This is a genomic window from Zooshikella harenae, assembly GCF_018837975.1.
GTDB classification, from domain to species: domain Bacteria; phylum Pseudomonadota; class Gammaproteobacteria; order Pseudomonadales; family Zooshikellaceae; genus Zooshikella; species Zooshikella harenae.
In genome coordinates this window covers 1-17,351 of sequence record NZ_JAGSOY010000088.1, presented here as the reverse complement: position 1 = coordinate 17,351, position 17,351 = coordinate 1, and the positions used below count along the sequence as shown (strand labels likewise).

At 42.7% G+C, this 17,351-nt stretch carries 16 protein-coding genes; 7 read left to right on the top strand and 9 right to left on the bottom strand.

Translation table 11 applies throughout. The annotated features are described in order from the left end of the window. Positions 1 to 269 precede the first annotated feature (269 nt). The 6 genes from KCG35_RS21130 to KCG35_RS21105 all read right to left on the bottom strand — a co-directional run bounded on the left by KCG35_RS21130 (position 270) and on the right by KCG35_RS21105 (position 6,089). Positions 270 to 1,721, bottom strand: a complete 1,452-nt coding sequence (locus KCG35_RS21130; protein WP_215821851.1) for an ATP-binding protein — start codon at positions 1,719 to 1,721, stop codon at positions 270 to 272. Continuing rightward, positions 1,699 to 2,364, bottom strand: coding sequence for a response regulator (locus KCG35_RS21125; RefSeq protein ID WP_215821850.1), 666 nt, complete (start codon positions 2,362 to 2,364; stop codon positions 1,699 to 1,701). Before KCG35_RS21125 ends, KCG35_RS21130 begins: the two co-directional genes overlap by 23 nt. Before the next feature lie 68 nt (positions 2,365 to 2,432). Next, complete coding sequence (locus KCG35_RS21120; protein WP_230409306.1) at positions 2,433 to 3,236, bottom strand: SDR family oxidoreductase; 804 nt, start codon at positions 3,234 to 3,236, stop codon at positions 2,433 to 2,435. Positions 3,237 to 3,247: 11 nt separating this feature from the next. Continuing rightward, positions 3,248 to 3,940 (bottom strand): iron-containing redox enzyme family protein, encoded by a 693-nt coding sequence (locus KCG35_RS21115; RefSeq protein WP_215821848.1) that lies wholly within the window; start codon positions 3,938 to 3,940, stop codon positions 3,248 to 3,250. Positions 3,941 to 3,954: 14 nt separating this feature from the next. Further along, the gene (locus tag KCG35_RS21110; RefSeq protein WP_215821847.1) at positions 3,955 to 5,466 is read right to left on the bottom strand and encodes an AMP-binding protein; all 1,512 of its coding nucleotides are present in this window, start codon (positions 5,464 to 5,466) and stop codon (positions 3,955 to 3,957) included. Beyond that, positions 5,466 to 6,089 carry a thermostable hemolysin gene (locus tag KCG35_RS21105; protein WP_215821846.1) on the bottom strand — a complete coding sequence of 208 codons (624 nt, stop codon included), beginning with the start codon at positions 6,087 to 6,089 and terminating at the stop codon, positions 5,466 to 5,468. The genes KCG35_RS21110 and KCG35_RS21105 overlap by 1 nt, the downstream gene beginning before the upstream one ends. A gap of 196 nt (positions 6,090 to 6,285) precedes the next feature. Between KCG35_RS21105 and KCG35_RS21100 the strand changes: the two genes are divergently transcribed. Continuing rightward, positions 6,286 to 10,509, top strand: a complete 4,224-nt coding sequence (locus KCG35_RS21100; protein ID WP_215821845.1) for a tetratricopeptide repeat protein — start codon at positions 6,286 to 6,288, stop codon at positions 10,507 to 10,509. A gap of 1 nt (position 10,510) precedes the next feature. On the opposite strand, the gene KCG35_RS21095 is transcribed toward KCG35_RS21100, so the two are convergent. Then, complete coding sequence (locus tag KCG35_RS21095) at positions 10,511 to 10,960, bottom strand: MarR family winged helix-turn-helix transcriptional regulator (protein WP_215821844.1); 450 nt, start codon at positions 10,958 to 10,960, stop codon at positions 10,511 to 10,513. 162 nt (positions 10,961 to 11,122) lie between these two features. Here KCG35_RS21095 and KCG35_RS21090 point away from each other — a divergent pair, with 162 nt between their 5' ends. From KCG35_RS21090 to KCG35_RS21080, 3 genes are all read left to right on the top strand, one after another. Next, a complete protein-coding gene (locus KCG35_RS21090; RefSeq protein WP_215821843.1) occupies positions 11,123 to 12,175 on the top strand; it encodes an HlyD family secretion protein in 1,053 nt (350 codons plus the stop codon). Beyond that, on the top strand, positions 12,175 to 13,143 hold the full coding sequence (locus tag KCG35_RS21085) for a DUF2955 domain-containing protein (protein WP_215821842.1): 969 nt from the start codon (positions 12,175 to 12,177) through the stop codon (positions 13,141 to 13,143). The genes KCG35_RS21090 and KCG35_RS21085 overlap by 1 nt, the downstream gene beginning before the upstream one ends. A gap of 73 nt (positions 13,144 to 13,216) precedes the next feature. After that, positions 13,217 to 13,663, top strand: a complete 447-nt coding sequence (locus KCG35_RS21080) for a YaiI/YqxD family protein (protein WP_215821841.1) — start codon at positions 13,217 to 13,219, stop codon at positions 13,661 to 13,663. Positions 13,664 to 13,884: 221 nt separating this feature from the next. On the opposite strand, the gene KCG35_RS21075 is transcribed toward KCG35_RS21080, so the two are convergent. After that, positions 13,885 to 14,415 carry a dihydrofolate reductase family protein gene (locus tag KCG35_RS21075; protein ID WP_215821840.1) on the bottom strand — a complete coding sequence of 177 codons (531 nt, stop codon included), beginning with the start codon at positions 14,413 to 14,415 and terminating at the stop codon, positions 13,885 to 13,887. A gap of 128 nt (positions 14,416 to 14,543) precedes the next feature. Between KCG35_RS21075 and KCG35_RS21070 the strand changes: the two genes are divergently transcribed. The 3 genes from KCG35_RS21070 to KCG35_RS21060 all read left to right on the top strand — a co-directional run bounded on the left by KCG35_RS21070 (position 14,544) and on the right by KCG35_RS21060 (position 16,768). Beyond that, positions 14,544 to 15,104 carry a GNAT family N-acetyltransferase gene (locus KCG35_RS21070; RefSeq protein ID WP_215821839.1) on the top strand — a complete coding sequence of 187 codons (561 nt, stop codon included), beginning with the start codon at positions 14,544 to 14,546 and terminating at the stop codon, positions 15,102 to 15,104. Positions 15,105 to 15,479: 375 nt separating this feature from the next. After that, entirely contained in the window at positions 15,480 to 16,298 is an 819-nt protein-coding gene (locus tag KCG35_RS21065; protein ID WP_215821838.1) for a hypothetical protein, read from the top strand. Between the two features lie 80 nt (positions 16,299 to 16,378). Then, entirely contained in the window at positions 16,379 to 16,768 is a 390-nt protein-coding gene (locus tag KCG35_RS21060; protein ID WP_215821837.1) for a hypothetical protein, read from the top strand. 70 nt (positions 16,769 to 16,838) lie between these two features. On the opposite strand, the gene KCG35_RS21055 is transcribed toward KCG35_RS21060, so the two are convergent. Then, positions 16,839 to 17,351 (bottom strand): hypothetical protein (locus KCG35_RS21055; RefSeq protein WP_215821836.1); only part of this gene is annotated, 513 nt, incomplete at its 5' end.

Genomic DNA, 17,351 nt, shown 5'->3' with positions numbered 1-17,351 from the left:
TACCGAATTAAGAGTCAATGATGGTGGTAATTCAAATGCACGTGGTTTAATCACCACAGATACCATAGATGGTAAGCTATCACATCAATATGGTATTCAGTTCCGCAAATGCACGTTGAACACTGAAAAAGAGACGCATGATACTGTAAATTTATAAGCAATTAAGAATGGAGAATCTCTACTATATCTACTGTTATATTAGGGTATTCTCCCATTTTTATTATCAATGGCCCTCTAAAGATAAGCATTTACACTAAATCGTAAACTTACTATTTATTTTGATCGCTTGGCAATTGAACACATACTATTAAACCTGAACAGCCATCATTTCTATTTTTAAAATGTAAATAACCATGATGTAATGCTACAACCCGCTCTACAATAGCAAGGCCTAACCCAGCGCCAGATGCACCAGAAGCATTCCCACGATAAAAACGTGTGGTTAGTTTCTCTAGATCTTCTTCAGTGACACCTGGACCAGAATCCTGAACCTTCAATACAATAGTTTCATTCAACGCCACCAGTTCAACACCAATATCAGTCGCAACAGGGGAGTAGTGAATTGCATTGTCTAATAAATTACTCACCAAAATACTGAGCCATGTCGATTGGCCTTTGATCATAACAGACTGATGATGATCGTTAAAAACGACCTGCTGTTGCTTTGCCAGCGCCAATGGCATACGTTCAGCAATGGTTTCCCGAATTAATTTATTCAACGAAACCGCTTCAAACGTCAGCTGTTGTACATTATCCACCCGAGCCTGCGTCAGTAACTGCTGAACTAATCGACTACAACGATCAATACCCAAAATGAGTTTATGTAATGCATTTTCACGAGTGTTAGTATCTTTTGCCTGCAACGCATTTTGGGCATACAACCCCAAAACCGCTAAAGGCGTTCTTAACTCATGCGCGGCCTCTGAAGTAAATTGTTTTTCACGATCAAGCGCTTGTTGTAATCGCTGAAAAAGCTGATTTAATGCAAGAATAATAGGCTGAATTTCCCGCCGCCGTAGAATGCCCTGTACTGGTTCAAGATTATTAGGACTACGACTGGCGATTACTTCTGCCAAGTGTTGAAGGGGGGCTAAACCACGATGTAGAACCTGCCACAATAAAAAACACAACAAGGGGATAAGCAAAACCATTGGTGTTATCCCTTGCTCAACAATCTCCTCTATGAGCTCACCACGCACATCATCACGCTCAGCCACTAATAACCAACGCTGCGTTTGTGGATTTTGCAGTAAAAAACAACGCCATTGGTGCTTCTGGTAATGCACATTAATATAGCCCGATTGAGGCTCAAGAAAAGGCTGTTCAGGTGCACTGGCAGAATGTAATAGTAATCCCCCTTGATTTGTTAAAAATTGAAACGCTATTTTTTTTTCATACCGATGCCCAATAGGCTCATTTACAATACGGTGACTCGTTTCGCCAAAAGCCTTATTAATGAAAGGCAATGTCTCTGCAGCAGGTTTATTATTTCCTGAAGTCTCTGAGCTTAGCGCCTGTTGCTGTGCGTAAAAGTGTTCTACCACAGGCAATAAAATCCGCGCTTGCTCAGCAAGTTGCGCATCAAATAACTCTTCAATTTCATGATGTGAATTACGGTAAGAAATGATTAAACTAATCAACGTACTGAAAAGCACTAACCCTAACACCCCAGAAAATAAAAAAAGACGAATAGAGGGTTCAGGCAGGTACTTTTTCAACACAATAACCCACTCCACGAATTGTTTTAATCAGCGAGGTATAAAACTTTTTTCTTAAATGGTGAATATGGACTTCTATTGAATTACTCTCTGGTGGATTATCCCAGCCATATACCAACTCTTGTAAGATTTCCTTAGTAAAGACCTTGCCTGGACGTCCTAATAAAATCATCAGTAACTTAAATTCATGCCGACTCAGCTTTATCTCTTGCGCCTGATAATAGACTTGGTGTTTTTCAGGATGTAATGCGATATCACCCAAAACGATGGTATTATCCTGCCGTCCTTGTGATCGCCGTAGTAATGCACGTAACCGCGCCTTTAACTCTTCTACATCAAAGGGTTTAACCAGATAATCATCAGCCCCTGCATCTAACCCATGAACACGATCATCAATCTCATCCCGAGCGGTCAGAATTAAAATAGGTAAATCAATTTTCGCCTGACGTATTTGTTTAATAACGTGTATACCATCCATATCAGGCAAACCTAAATCCAACACCACCCCGGCAAATGCCTGATGACGTAAACTACTCAGTACTGGCTGTCCCTGCGCCAACCAGTCAACAGTATACCCCGACAGTTGTAGTGCATCGCACAGGCCATCCGCGAGCATACTATCATCTTCCACGAGTAATACTCGCATGCTTGAAATCCTTAACTGTGTGAAACCTGATAACTGAAGTGTATATTACTTACACTCCTCCTATCTCACTAAACAACCCGCGGAGTTTCTGCACAATGACGAATGGTTGACCACTGTTTACGTATAGCCCGGCTCACAAGACTAGGAAAAAGCTGGTTAAGCCAAACAAACAACTTTTCAGGCCAGCCAATAAACCATTCATTGCGCTTTGCACGCAATGCCAGCATAACCTGCTGTGCAACAGTCTCAGGTGAGTCTAAATGACTTCCTGTTTGCTGAAGAAGTTGCCGTATAGCCGCATCATTCAATGATGTATCCGTTGCGCGAGGTGCTACATACTTAACAACAACACCTTCATTACCAAGCTCTCGCCCAAGCGCTTGCGCAAACCCTCGCAATCCAAACTTTGACGCGCAATAGGTCGAAAACCCAGGATAGCCAATAACACCGTAAGTTGAACCAATATAGACCAGTTGAGCTTTATGGGCTTTAACCGCAGGTAATATGAGTTGTGTTAGTAAAATCACCGAGGTTAAGTTAGTCATCATTAGCTGGCTCACCGTGTCTGGTGATTGTTCTTCTAGCCAGCGAAATTCATTAACCCCTGCCGTAAAAATAACACTGTCCAGGGGTTGGCGAGGGGGAATCATACTGAAAATTTTCGCCCGACCTTCAGCCGAAGTAAGATCTGTAGCACAACAATGGTGCTGTCCAGGTAAAGTACGCTGAAGCAGCGCTAGTCGCTGGACATTACGAGCAACAAGTAACAATGTTGCTCCCGACTCAGCCAAACGTTTTGCTAAAGCTTGGCCAATTCCCCCCGTCGCGCCCATTAAAACAATGAGTTTCCCTTGATAATGTTTATCTTGCATCACAGCACCTCCTATCCTGCTAAGGCAAAAGTATTACCAAAACCAGCCACATCCTCTGGTAGAGGTAACGTGTGCAACATTTGACCATAAAGCTGATAGACTCGTTTTGCACTATGAATAATGGTCTGCTGATCCTCTGGCTCAGTGATACCATTCATCAAATTGGTAAAAAACTGCCAATGCTCTACATCAAGCGAGCCATGTGAACGTAGATAGCTAAAGGCCTGGTCAGGTAAGTTCAGGGTTGTCTGAAATGCATCCGCCATCCGATGAGCCTGATTAATACTGGTGCCTTCCAATACTTGAACCATGCCAAATAAACTTAATGGATTACCACGATGGATAGCGTCATATAAAAAGGCCACCATGAGTTCAATAGGTGCCTCAGGCTGTCCATGCCGCACTTCCTCTGCATCAACCCCACAAGCGGCCAAATCCGCTAGAATCCATTCCTGGTGGCCCATTTCCTCAGTAATGTACTCGGCAATCGCTTGCTGCAATTCAGGAAAACGAGGACCTAGCTGTGCTCCGCAGGCCATTAGAAGAGGAACAGTATGTTTAACATGATGATAGGCTTGGGTTAGAAATGTTGTATACGTTGACAGTAACACTTTACCCGCAGGTACTGCTGTAAAGACAGGTGCATCAAGCATTTGCTGACGGACAACCGCAGTAGCCTCTTGTAACTGATTATAAAATCCCATTATCAAAAACCCTCTTAAGTTAAGTTAGCGAGTCTTGGTAAACCCATCAATTTGTCAGTCTGAAACCGTTCTTGAATGACCTGGCGCCGCAAGCGTCCATTACTGGTTAACAGGCCATTATCGACTGTCATTGGCTCAGCTAAGCGAAGCCAACGACCTACTTGGGCATAATCAGGTAGTGACTTATTAAGTGATGCTAATGATTGGAGAATATGGCCTTCAAAAGCGGTCGAAAAAATCAATGCCGTCAGATCCATGTGCTCATTACCAAGTAGCACGAACTGTTGCAGGGCAGGATATGCTTCAGCCTCAGCTTCAACCCATTCAGGATTAATATTACGCCCATAGCTGGTCACGATGGTGTTTTTACAGCGACCATTCACCGTAAGCCTGTTTGATTGAGAAAGTCGTACTAAATCGCCAGTACACACAACTCGTTTGGCTGACCGAGGTTGGCCTAAATACCCTAAAAACGTATTACCTTGTAATACCAATTCACCCTGTGCACTGCAATGTGCCTGCAAATGCGGTAGTAGCTGACCAACACTTCCTGGCACATTATCAAATGGCGTATTAAGTGCGACCACTGATGCACACTCCGACAAGCCATATCCCTCATAGACAGGCAGTCCTTGGTGTTGGGCTTGGTGTAATAACGTGCAGGTTACTTTGCCGCCACCCACCGCAATGAACCGAACACATTCCGTTAGTTTGTCTTTGCGTGAAGAGAGATTTTGCTGTTGCACAATATGTCGCAACATCGCAGGCAACCAAATCAACGAATCAGGTTGAAAACGAACCCAAGTCTCTAAATATTGAGTCCAGTCCATTAACCGACTTTGTTGCCAACCTTGGCTGGATAATGCAGGTAATATGACAGTGGCACCTTGCCATAAAGCGGTATAGACACCTGCTACGTTTTCCAGTAGTACAGCCAGCGGTAGACAGCATCCGTGGCGTTGCAAGCCAAGTGGAGCCAATCGCTCAGCCAGTGCACGTGCGACACGTAGCTGATGGGTGGCACTTAACATGACCCCCTTTGGCTGACCTGTCGTACCTGAGGTATAAGTGACTTTTGCTACACCTCGTCTCAGTCTGGAAGACTGTCTAGTAAGTGTGTCACTATTTGTTGGCACTAGCTGAATCAACGAAAGTCCCAGCGGCAGTGGCCATTGCTGCTGTATACGTTCAGGTCGTAGCCAATGAGGTAGTTGATCAACCACTAACCACTGCAGACCAGCATCATTTAAAACATGTGAGGTTTGTGCCTGGCTAAAAAATGAGGGCAGGGGGATAACAGGGTTCCCCCTGCTTAGCAGTGCCAAATCCACAACCACCCAGGGACAGCCATTTTCTAGCTGTAAGCCAACAGCTTGTCCTCCACAAAGCGCAAAGGCATCCGCTATCGTCTTGATCAAACTGGGTAGCTGCGCCCATGTAACCTGCATGTTGTCATCTTCAAGTGCCAACAAAGCAGGCTTTGTTTGCTGCCAATGGTGTAATCGTTGCCATAACGGCTGGCGCATCAGAGGATCTCCACATCTTGAGCAAAACGAAGTCCTTGTTGAAGCTTAGGCAGCACTACAGCCACATCACTGACACGCAATGCAACGACCTGAGGTTGATGCTCGTAATAGCGTCCCCAGTGTTGTTGCTGATCACCTAATGCTGCGGCAGATGCTTTACCAAGGGCATAAAGTGGCACCCCCAGCCGTTGAAATGAGCCCGCCAGTTGTTTAGTCGCAGTAAAGACAACATACGGAGTCTGTTGGGCTTGGCACAGTCTTAAAAAAAAGATAACAAGGGTTCTTAATCCACCACTGAACGAGGCAAATAAATTACCAATTTCCAGAATGTCCTCTCGTACAATATCCTGCTGCCAACGAAGGGCCAACAGGGATTCAATAGGTTTATTCAAATAATGTTCTAAAAACAGTGTTCGTTGTGCAGCATAACAATAACCCGCTGCTGCCTTTAATTGACCATTAACCCATAAACTGGTTAATTCGGGTAAAAAAGAAATTTCAGAGGCATTAAAATAATGCCAATATCCCCCTTGAATGAACTGCTCAACCTCATTTCTGAGTGGATGAACCGTGGTTAATGACCATATCCACTGGGAAGACTGCTGTTTTTCTATTGACTGCATACACTTTTCTCTCACCAACCTTATGGATACAAAAAAGCGTACTTAGCTAAACTTAAGGAAAACTTAAGTGAACAAATTATTTTCAAATTAAGTGTTAAGTGACTGAAATAATTTGGTTTTATTCTCTAAATCAGCTTTAATATTTGATTAATCAGTCAGTTTTATTACGTTATTCCGTTTTTAGGTAGTCTCATTGATGTTATTTCATCGCCACCACCCACTTTATGGTCTTCTTTCACGTCAAGTGAGAAAAAACTATCTTATTTTTGCCAAAGGCGACTGTTTTCGGGCTTATCAAGCATTCAACCAACACCGTCATGATAAAGAGCAATTAGTCAGACAACCTGCTGATGCTTTATTTTGGGACGATGTCTTAACAGCAGCAGGAAAAAGCAATACGGGAAATGCCCTTATTAAAATTGCTGCCAGGCATTTTCCAGACCACGCAGGCATTCAATTACGCTGGCTGGGTATTCGGGCGCAACGGGAAAATATTCGTGATACCTTGGCCCATGCAGAAGCTATGAGCCATTTGTGTTTAACGCCCTATGAACGAACCTTGCAACAAGCGGTTGTCGTCCGTATTACCGCAAGAATGGGACTTATAAGATCAACCTATGAACAAATCGCTCGTCTAAAAACACAACTACCAACTAAACATTATTTAGCCTGGCGTCACCTGGCTATTGCTTATGGTTATTTACGGGATTGGGATGCCGCCATTACCTGTAGTCAACAGGCGGTCAAGAGCTACCCTCAGCGAGCAGACGGCTACTGTCTACTGATTTCCAACCTGCTGGCACGAGGCCAACTCACACAGGCCAGTACAGTATTACAACAGGCCACCGCCAAAAACTTTAATGATTTAATGTTTTTACACTACAAAGCGCAGTTTTATTATTTTATTGGCGATCTAACCCAATCAATTCATTGTTTGACTGAGCTAAAAAGTCGTTGGCCTAATGCAGATTTACGTCAGATTGAACAAATTCAAGTTAATTTGTTATGGCTACATAATCAAAAAGATGAAGCACTTAAGTTAGCTCAGGAAGCATATCCTTCTTTTTATCAACGGCTTAAAGATGCACCAGCTGATGTCCAAAAAGTGCTCATTTCCGTTCCTGTTATGTGTCAGGAACCGTCCATGTGTGTACCAACTTCCATTACGATGTGTGCTCATGCTCAAGGCATAACCCTCGACCCACGACAACTTTATCAACACATGCAGGGACATGAAGGCACTGAGCTGTGGCGTATGCAAGGCTACCTGGAAAATAATGACTTTACCGTTCACTACGTACAGAATACACCAACCGCCATCAAACTACTGCTAAACCAGGGTATCCCCCTGATCGGACATTTACTCACCTTATTTATGGCGCATGTTGAAGTCATTATTGGTTATGATGAAGCATTACAGGGCTTTTATATTCGTGACCCTGAATCCCTCAGCCCCAAATTTGTTGATGAAGATTACTTAGCAGATGCCTATCAGGCCTCGGGCAATTATCTCATTGCGATCACTCACCAGAGTCAACCCGTGCTGCCAGGCTATCCTTATCATGAAGATGCCCAACAGTTAATCGCCTTAAGTAAATATGCAGCTGAAAATGCCACTGATCAGGCCAAACTGACGTATCAAAAAATCAGTGATGATAGCCCTTGTGCCTACTTGAGGGATATATATGCCTATGGTATTAACCTATCACCACAGCAGTTTGCTGAACGCATGAAACACTATGCTGATGATCAACAGCAACATGATGTTATTCGCTTAAAAGCCATACTAAACTGCGGTGATACTGAGTTTCTTGAGCAATGGGTAAATAACTACCGCCAACAACAAGATGATATTCCCACAGGCTTCGCTCACTACCTGGAATTAATCGTAGCTAGAGCAAAACAACAGTGGTCAGAGGTTTTTTCCCGCGTTAAACAGCTCTTGGTAAAATCCCCCTCCGCTGAACACTTATGGATGTATAAAGCAGAAGCCGAGTATGAATTAGGTCTAATGGACGATGCCTTGAACAGTGCCAATATGGCCATCGATTTATCACCTAAATCAACCAGTATTAAACGTAAACTCCGACTGATCCGTCCCTATGCAGAATCCTATCAAACCCGCTGTCAGCAGCTACAGGAACAGATTAAAGCCTGTCCCAGTATCTATGAACTACAGGAGGAGTATGCTTATCTATTAGGGGAGGGGAGTAGTGGTTTGGCTTACGAAGCCACCCTTAAGGACTGTATTAAGGCCCGACCATTATTACCCTGGAACTATGAAAAACTCGCTGACTGGTACTTACAACAGGATCGTAGTGATCTAGCGAAAACCTTATTAAACCAGGGCCGAAATCTGTTACCCGCAGAGATTCCATTACGTCCATTTGAACAAGAAAAAGACAGTGAAACAGAGTCAATACCTGACAATCACGATCAACAGGAAACAGCCGAAGTAACACCCACCACGCAATGGCAAACACTAAAAGTGGCCTGGTATCAACAAAAACCCTTTTCTGACACAAATTATCAGGATTTAATCGCTTTAACCAAAGACAACGCATTTATAAAACAATTGTCTTGGATTGAAGCCTGTTATTTTTATGCCATTTATTTTGGCATTATCGACCAACGACATCGACAATGCTCAACCAATGATCAGATTACCGCATTAAAAGAATGTCTACCTGAAGATTTACCGGGTCATAAACCGTTTTCACTGCTGTGCTTTAACCAAGCATTGGAAAGAGGAAGTCTGAGCCGACAAGCATATTACTTATTATATGAGTGGCAAAAAACAGCATTGAAAGACAATCAATGGCGTTATGACATCGCATTTGATATTGCTTTCTATAAAGAGTGTGCGGGTTATTTAAATGATGCCGAGCAAATGTATCAAACCATTATCCAACAAATGCCTGGTTATGCGGGTGCTTATTACCGTTTAGCGCAAATACTGGATAAAAAAGGCGAATTACAATCAGCCATGCAGTGGTATGCAAAAAGCATAGAAATAGCACCACTTTCACCTGGAGCGATTAGCCGTATGCTTGAGGTTTATCATGATAACCAGCTTTATGAGAAAGCCGCTCACTGCGCCCAAAAACTATTAGACTTATCCCCCTATAACTTTAATTATATTGAGCAAGTTCTGCGTTACCTTGCCAATAACAATAATACCCAAATGGCATTACAGCAATTAGATGATTATACGGTTTATTTATCCAGTGCTGCCAAAGCTGCGATTGCTGCACGTCTGTATTTAATGGATGACCACTTTCAGCAAGCTGCTGACCAGTTGGCAACTATTGAACAGCGGCAAGGACTGACTCGCCATGTAATGGTCTCAGAAGTACGCTGTTTCATAGGATTGGAGAAATACGATGAAGCACTGTCAACAATCGATAAAGCGTTGGAATATGAGCCTGAAGATGAGTGGTTCATTAATGCCAAACTCCATGTGCTAGAAAAAACAAATAGTACACAGCGTTATTCTTATATAGAACAGTGTATCAAACAACAGATTATAACCAATAACATTCTTTCAAGCTGGTACACATATCATCAACACGATAACAATCAAACACTGTTTGAATGGTTAAAACAACAATCTGAAGATGCCGCTTATCGTTGCGCGCGTTATTTAGAGCATGTATTTATCGAACATAACGAATTACAAAAAAGACTGGATTTATTGTATTTTTGCAATAACTATTTTAGCCATTATGATTACTTTAAACGCACACTAGTTTATTGGTTAATAAATCAAAATAAATACGATGAAGCAACACAATTAACCCAATCACTATTAACACAACAACCTGATGAACCTGAATATCACTTATTATTAGGCCGTATTTATACTGATCAAGGTCATTCCACAGCAGCATTTCAACATCTGAATCAAGCCTATGATATGACTGGCTGGGTTGATGCACTTGTGCATATTGGCCGAGCCCATCATACTAAAGGCGACATTCGGCTTGCCATTGCTACCTATAGAAACGTTTTGGAAAAAGACCCTCTCCATGATTTAGCCTTGAATAATCTTTTTATTCTACATTACGAGCCTACTCAGCTTTTTTCTTATTTTTATCACACTATTGAACACCAAATTGGCCATGAAACACAATATTTTTTAGTGAATGCAGCGCGTTGTGCCGCCGAAGTAAAACAACCACTACCCACTAACTGGTTACCCATGGCATTACATCGCTTTAACGCACTTTTTCAGGAACCACCCTATGCTGATGAAAAAACACAGCTTGCCAAACTGATTTATCGCTACTATTTCAGACTCGGTGAAAAAGCAAAAGGGGAGGCCATCTTAACCAAGGCAGATGTGCCCAAACCAGGCCTATGGCCTTGGCATCGGTTTGGTAATAGCTGGATTCCCAAACAAGAAAGCCATGCCTCTTAATTTACGCATGATCATCCTGCAACAACCCGTACATTTCTCTGACACTGGCCATAAACTGTGTTAGCTGCTGCTTGCCGACTTTTTTTTCTAATGCTTGCCGTGCTTGCTGAATGGCTTGTAACCCTTCCTTGAGTAACTTTTCACCCGCGGGCAGTAAGCGGATAGTTTTAACGCGTTTATCGCAATCATTGTCATCAAGTGCAATCAGTTGACGTTGCTGAAGCCGATCAATAATGCGTTTCGAGGTTGAACGTCCACGGCTTTGATAACAGCAAAACTGATTGGTAGTTAATGGCCCTTTGTCAGCAATAATCAACATGGATCCTAACATTTCTGACGTAATATTTAATGGTTCTAAAGCCCATGTTATTTTTTGCCGCATAACATAATGCAAGCTGCTTACCGCAAAAAATATTGACTCATCCAATAAATCAATCTCACTAAACCGCACAATATCGCCCCCCCTAAAAACCATTTATTTTATATGAAAATTTACAGTGTAACGCTAGCTTAACAAAAAACGTTGCATGTGCAACATATATCGTTATAATGTTGCACATGCAACAATCTTGATACTCAACTATCTCCTTCTTACATCTTTAATGAGGTTCCTATGGCTAATCGGGCGCTCACCCGCCTTTCGTTTGGTTTATTTGCTATTGTGATACTGCTCAGTGGTTTTCTGTTAGCCGCTGACTTTTATGCACCTTTTTCTTCCCAAGGTATTATCCAAGCAGGTTTTATTGATATTGCTCCTGAAGTATCGGGTAAGGTTAAAGCCATTTATGTACGTAATGGGGATCAGGTTTTGCCTGGGGATCGTTTATTTGATCTTGACGTTGATCGTTATCAGCTTGCCCTGGAATATGCACAAGCTCAGCTCGCCCAGGTTATTGAACAAAACCAAGGGCTAAAAGCCGCAATTACACAGGCATTAGCCCGGGAAAAACAAGTGCAGATGGACTTAAAGCAGGTACAAGCACACACCATGCGTATTAGACAACTTTTTAGCAAAGGTCTCATCAATAAAGAAGCATTGGAACAGGCTGAGACTGAACTTGTTCATGCCCAGCAACAGGTCGTTATTAACCATAATGCTGTTATTAATGCTCGCGCAAAAATCCAGAGTGATGGCGAAAATGCTGCGCTTAAGCTGGCACTTAACCAGCTACAACATGCTCAATACAATGTAAGCCGTACCAGAATTGTCGCGACAAGTGCTGGCACCATCACTAACCTAGCGTTAACGAAGGGAACTTATTTACATGTTGGGCAAACGGCGCTCACGCTCATTGCCCAACAAAACCAGTGGCTTGCGGTAGACTTTCTTGAAAAAGGTGGCGATCAGTTAAAACCAGGAAGCCAGGCACTGGTTGTATTTGATGCTAACCCTACCACTTTAGTAAAAGGCTATATCAGTAGTGTTGATTCTGCCGTCTCGTCCGCAAAAGCAGCGTTGGGAGCAGCCGCAGATGTACAAAATGACACGCACTGGGTCAGACCTAAACAACGTATACGGGTCCGAATTCAATTTAATCATACTCCAAAGAATTTGATTGTTGGCTCTCGGGCATCGGCCATGATAGTCCCTCAACACTCAGGAATTTGGTCTGTGCTCAGTCATATTTGGATGCATGGTGTATCATTGACACGCATGGTGCTGTAATGATCCAAAAAATTAATCCCGCGCTTCACAGACCCATACGGATTATCGTGGGTATGACAATCGGAGCCACAATTGGCTTAACAGGTAACTGGATACTTCCAATGTATTGGTTACTGTTTCCTGTCATTATTTATATCAATTTACCGAAAGCATCATTTCAATTAGTGTGGCAACTCACAGGGAAAAGTTTGCTATTAGCATTAATCGCCAGTTTATTAACCGATATATTGGCAAATCATCCTTTTATTGTCTGGCTTATTTCTACCTGGTTATGTTTCTACGCGATCCACGACACAGCTAAATATAATAATCAAACGCCCTGGTTTTTTGGATTAATTAGCTGGTCACTGTTTTTAATACTGGGGTTTTCAGGTATCTCAACACGTACCTTATTGGCTGACTATTATTGGTCATTTATTATTACCGTGCTATTGATGTACCCCATCTTTTTTCTACTTCCTTCACCAGGGCTAACACCAAAACCTCCCGAAAACGACATATCTCCACCACTGACAGGCAATATGATCTGTATTGGTATTATTTTATCCCTGGCACTTGGTACCTATTTAATTTTTAACATAAAAGACAGTGTCTTCGTATTTATTACTATTATTGGTGCAGTAATGGCCCTTAAAAAAGGCGATGTTGCCAAATACAACCAACGGATGATAGGTCAATTATCCGGTTGTGTACTGGTAGGCTTACTAGTATTAATGACACTAGGGCAAACAGACCAGCTTTTAGTTATTTTACTGGGTCATCTATTAATCGTTAGTTATCTAGTCTATGCCTTTGGTCAACCCAATAATGCGGCTGCACTGACCAATGCCATGATTGGCTACAGTGTACCTTTTATACTTTATATGACTCCTGGACAGCCCATCCTCTATAATTTAAGCATTCGAATCATCATGCTTTGTGCTGCAGGACTGGCGATTTTATTCATCGATTTAACCTTGCAGGGCTAAAGGCCTTTACATATTCCTTATATTATGGATATATGCTGCTCATAAATAGCCAAGTAAAAGGTCATTGAAGATTATGAACATATGGGTAGACGCAGACGCCTGTCCTGTTGTGATTAAAGAAATATTGTTTCGAGCCGCAGAGCGCACTGCAACAACAGTCACTCTGGTTGCAAACCAGACGCTGCGTGTACCGAAATCACCCTTTATTAAATTCCTGCAAGTAACGTCTGGTTTCGATGTGGCCGATAATGAAATCGTTAAACGGACAGCAGCGGGTGATTTGGTAATCACAGCTGATATTCCTTTAGCGGCTGAAGTGATTGATAAAGGCTGCATCGCCCTTAATCCTCGGGGTGAACTCTATACCAAAGACAATATTAAAGTACGACTCAATATGCGTGATTTTATGGATACCTTACGAAGTAGTGGTATTGATACGGGAGGCACTCCTGCACTGAGCCAAAGTGATCGTCAACAGTTCGCGAATAATCTGGATAAACTCCTTGCTCAACACAAATAATAATAACCTCAATCATTATTAGAACACTTGTTGTATTGCGATAAAGGCCATTGACAAGTAAAGACTGAATAACGCCCATCGAACTGTTTGCAGCAAGGATGGGCAGGCCTTTCTTGACAAACAGAGGCCTCCAGGGAAGGATTCACGGCGTGTCCGAAGAGTGTTACCCAGACTTTGGACTAAGGAGTTTCAAAAAAGACGTCATCAACTATGTAAAACCATTAGCATCGATAAGTTGACTGCACGAAGCCATTATCATATGCCCGAGTTGCTATGTGAGTCAGAGAAACATCATGACCAGTTTGCGCAAACAATGGTAATCCCTCGCCAATAATCACAGGAATACGCGTGATGGTTATATCATCCACCAGTCCAGCCTGTAAAAAAGCTTGAATGGTTACCCCGCCATCAATATAAACCCGTTGTTCTCTTTCATCTTTTAACCGATCCACTAGCGCAGAAATCTCACCCGAATAAAGCTCAACTTTACCCTCCAACTCAGAAGGCACGGATAATAGCGTATGACTCAGCAGGATAACCCGCTTCTTTTCATAAGGCCATTCAGGAAATGATAATACTTTTTCGAAGGTTTTACGCCCCATCACTAAGCAGGTAACAGAAGACATAAAATCCTCATAGCCAAAATCTGTTGTATTGTCTCCATCTCCCGCTTTTTCCAACCAACCAATATCGCCATTTTTTCGCGCAATGAAGCCATCCAAACTGGTTGCTATAAAAACCGATATTTGCACGTATACATCCTTAAACGTCAACTGTATTCTAAATGAAAGATTTTAAACTCAATGTTTAAGGCTATCAAACATCTACTTAGGACCTATTAACCATCAATGTCAAATAGCAGCACAGGAAAGCGCAAGCTATGACTCATCACTTTAAAGCAATAACAATCAATACGCATCAATTAATTTTACGCCCATTAACGGAGATTGATGCCAAAGCACTTTTTTCCATATTTTCTGACCAGGAAACCATGCGTTATTGGAGCAGCCCACCGATTAAAAAAATACAAGAGGCTGACGAACTTATTGAACGTTGTATGGTTAACTATCAAACCCAGCAGGCGCTATGCCTTGGTTTAGAGTATCAAAATACAGCACAGCTCATTGGTACATGTACGCTCTTTAGTATTCATCAGGCTTCCAGACGAGCTGAGCTGGGTTACATTTTAAAGCGAGACTATTGGGGCAGGGGGCTGATGCAAGAAGCCCTTAATGCCTTTATTCATTTTGCTTTTACGTCACTCGATTTACATCGTCTCGAAGCCGATATCGATCCACGCAATCATGCTTCAAAACGTGTATTACAACGCCTTGGTTTTAACAAAGAAGGCTTTTTACGGGAGCGTTGGATGGTTAATGGTGAAATATCTGATACAGAACTTTATGGTCTACTTCACCATGAGTGGCTCTCACAAGAATAACAACTGTCTATGTACGTTTCCTTAAAATACAACTGTTAATACCTTTAATGACCGCCCTAGAGTGGCTATAAATATACCCATAATGAAGGGATTTTAGGGGTGGCCGTCAAGTGATGAAACCCCAGGGCAAGTTTACTACTGTGAAACTTGTGGTAGCGACTTTAATTGATATAACAGCGCTGCTGGGTGGTTATATTAATAAGTGACTGGGGTGAAGAACGCTGACAACAAACCCTAAAAATGATTCGTGAAGGGTATAGATGATAACTATCGCTGATTAAAGCGCCATAAAAATAACGTAACGAGCAACAACTGTATCTGTTGCTATTCTTTAATCACATTTCTCATCTTTTTTAGACGCTTATAGGGATTGTCATGCATCGAATCCAAGGATGGTTTCATACCTTTTGTATAACCAGTACATGCTTATTACTTGTATCTTGTATTAACCTGACAGCCGTTCATGAGTGGTCTCAAACATCACTGAATGCCGTTCAATACAGTGAAATTGTCACAACCTATGCTGATACCCCTCAGCGACTTCAGCGTTATGATCCTGGTCCTCACTGGGCAAATCAAATAGAAAAACGAACCGCACAGGCTCAACTTTTACAACAGTTGCTAACGGTTATTGCTGACTATATGTCTTCCTTAGTCACTTTATCAGCGGATAGTACAATTAACTACACAAATGACGTTCAGTCATTAAGCAAGCTCGATACACACTTATCTACCAATACTCAGCAAGCTGCTAGCGGTATTGTTAATACACTCCTTGAAGCCGCAGCACGAGGTTATCAAGCACAACAAATCGAAGAGGTGATCACCAAAGCAAATGGACCTCTCCAGCAGATTATGAAGGGGGAACTCCGCACTATTATTGACCAAGATTTTCGGCAAGATTTACGCATAGAAAAATTATCCATAAATCGCTATTACAATAGCTTATTAGAACAAAAACGATATTCCCAGGCAGCAAAAGTCGCGCTATTAGAATGGAAGGAATTTCGTTTAACTGAAAATCTTAAAAGACAGAAAGCCATTGATGCCTATTTAAACATTCTGGATGATGTCGCCAAGGGCCATCAAGAACTCTATAACAACCGCGACCAGCTCGACATTGTCGAACTCAGTAAAGCGCTTTATGGTTTAGCTAGAACAATGCGTAAACACATTAAGGTCATTTTGCATTAGACCGTTAAAGTGAAAGCAATCACTGATTAAATCCGAAAATAAGTTAGACATTTAATATTAAAAAATCAGGGAGAGAGAAAATGGCAATATCAGCAAACCAAGCTCGCGCACTAACAGATGATTTTTTAGACGCTGCCCAAGCGATCGATTCTTATTTAGAAGAACATTTTAATTGCATTTCCCGTTCTGAGTATGAGTGCTTAAATGAGTCTTTTAAAACATTAATGCGTATTTCAACATTTACAACAACCGTTGCTGTAGACTTAGCCATTGACTCACTCTCTACGCCCATTGCCGAACTCAATCGCATTATTCAGCAAGCCAAAGAAAAAATCCGCACATTAAATCGCGTGAGTGAGATCATCCAATTAGCCTCAGCATTAACCGATTTAGCGGCTGGTTTTGTAGCTAAAAAACCTTCTGCAATTGCCTCATCAGCAAAAAATCTGACGAAATTACTCACAGCTTAATCAACGCACTTGTCACCTTGGTACTCCCTTACCAAGGTGACATTCTTTCCTTCAAAACACGCTAGATGAATTATTCAGCGTCAGTTTGTTGTGAAGCATTTTCCTCTGCTTGCCCATTCACAGGCCAATCGCTTCCAGGAGAACCTGGGGGCCATGGACCTGTAGGAGGAGGCATGTTTGGCCCACCGGGAGGCATATTCGGTCCACCTGGCCAGGGTCCACCTGGGGGCATATTGGGCCCTCCTGGGGGAGTTCCTGGACCGCCAGGTCCACCAGGTCCGCCTGGAGGCATTGGCGGCCAAGGCCCTCCTGGTGGCTCGTTTGGATCACCTGGTGGAATATTAGGGCCACCTGGTGGAACACATGGATTGCCTGGACCACCAGGTTTGCCAGGGCGTCCTGGCCTACCGGGTCTTCCTGGTCGACCCGGCCACATAGCCTGCTCATCCAACTGTTGCCCCTCAGCATCTACTTGTGGCCAACCGGGAGGCCATCCACCTGGTGGCATGTTGGGTCCTCCTGGAGGCATATTTGGCCCGCCAGGAGGCATCGGAGGCCAGGGTCCACCTGGGGGCATGTTGGG

Coding starts and splice junctions, on each gene's coding strand:
- KCG35_RS21125 (WP_215821850.1), bottom strand. CDS start 2,364: ATGCGAGTATTACTCGTGGAAGATGATAGTATGCTCGCGGATGGCCTG.
- KCG35_RS21120 (WP_230409306.1), bottom strand. CDS start 3,236: ATGCAAGATAAACATTATCAAGGGAAACTCATTGTTTTAATGGGCGCG.
- KCG35_RS21115 (WP_215821848.1), bottom strand. CDS start 3,940: ATGGGATTTTATAATCAGTTACAAGAGGCTACTGCGGTTGTCCGTCAG.
- KCG35_RS21110 (WP_215821847.1), bottom strand. CDS start 5,466: ATGCGCCAGCCGTTATGGCAACGATTACACCATTGGCAGCAAACAAAG.
- KCG35_RS21105 (WP_215821846.1), bottom strand. CDS start 6,089: ATGCAGTCAATAGAAAAACAGCAGTCTTCCCAGTGGATATGGTCATTA.
- KCG35_RS21100 (WP_215821845.1), top strand. CDS start 6,286: ATGTTATTTCATCGCCACCACCCACTTTATGGTCTTCTTTCACGTCAA.
- KCG35_RS21090 (WP_215821843.1), top strand. CDS start 11,123: ATGGCTAATCGGGCGCTCACCCGCCTTTCGTTTGGTTTATTTGCTATT.
- KCG35_RS21085 (WP_215821842.1), top strand. CDS start 12,175: ATGATCCAAAAAATTAATCCCGCGCTTCACAGACCCATACGGATTATC.
- KCG35_RS21080 (WP_215821841.1), top strand. CDS start 13,217: ATGAACATATGGGTAGACGCAGACGCCTGTCCTGTTGTGATTAAAGAA.
- KCG35_RS21070 (WP_215821839.1), top strand. CDS start 14,544: ATGACTCATCACTTTAAAGCAATAACAATCAATACGCATCAATTAATT.
- KCG35_RS21065 (WP_215821838.1), top strand. CDS start 15,480: ATGCATCGAATCCAAGGATGGTTTCATACCTTTTGTATAACCAGTACA.
- KCG35_RS21060 (WP_215821837.1), top strand. CDS start 16,379: ATGGCAATATCAGCAAACCAAGCTCGCGCACTAACAGATGATTTTTTA.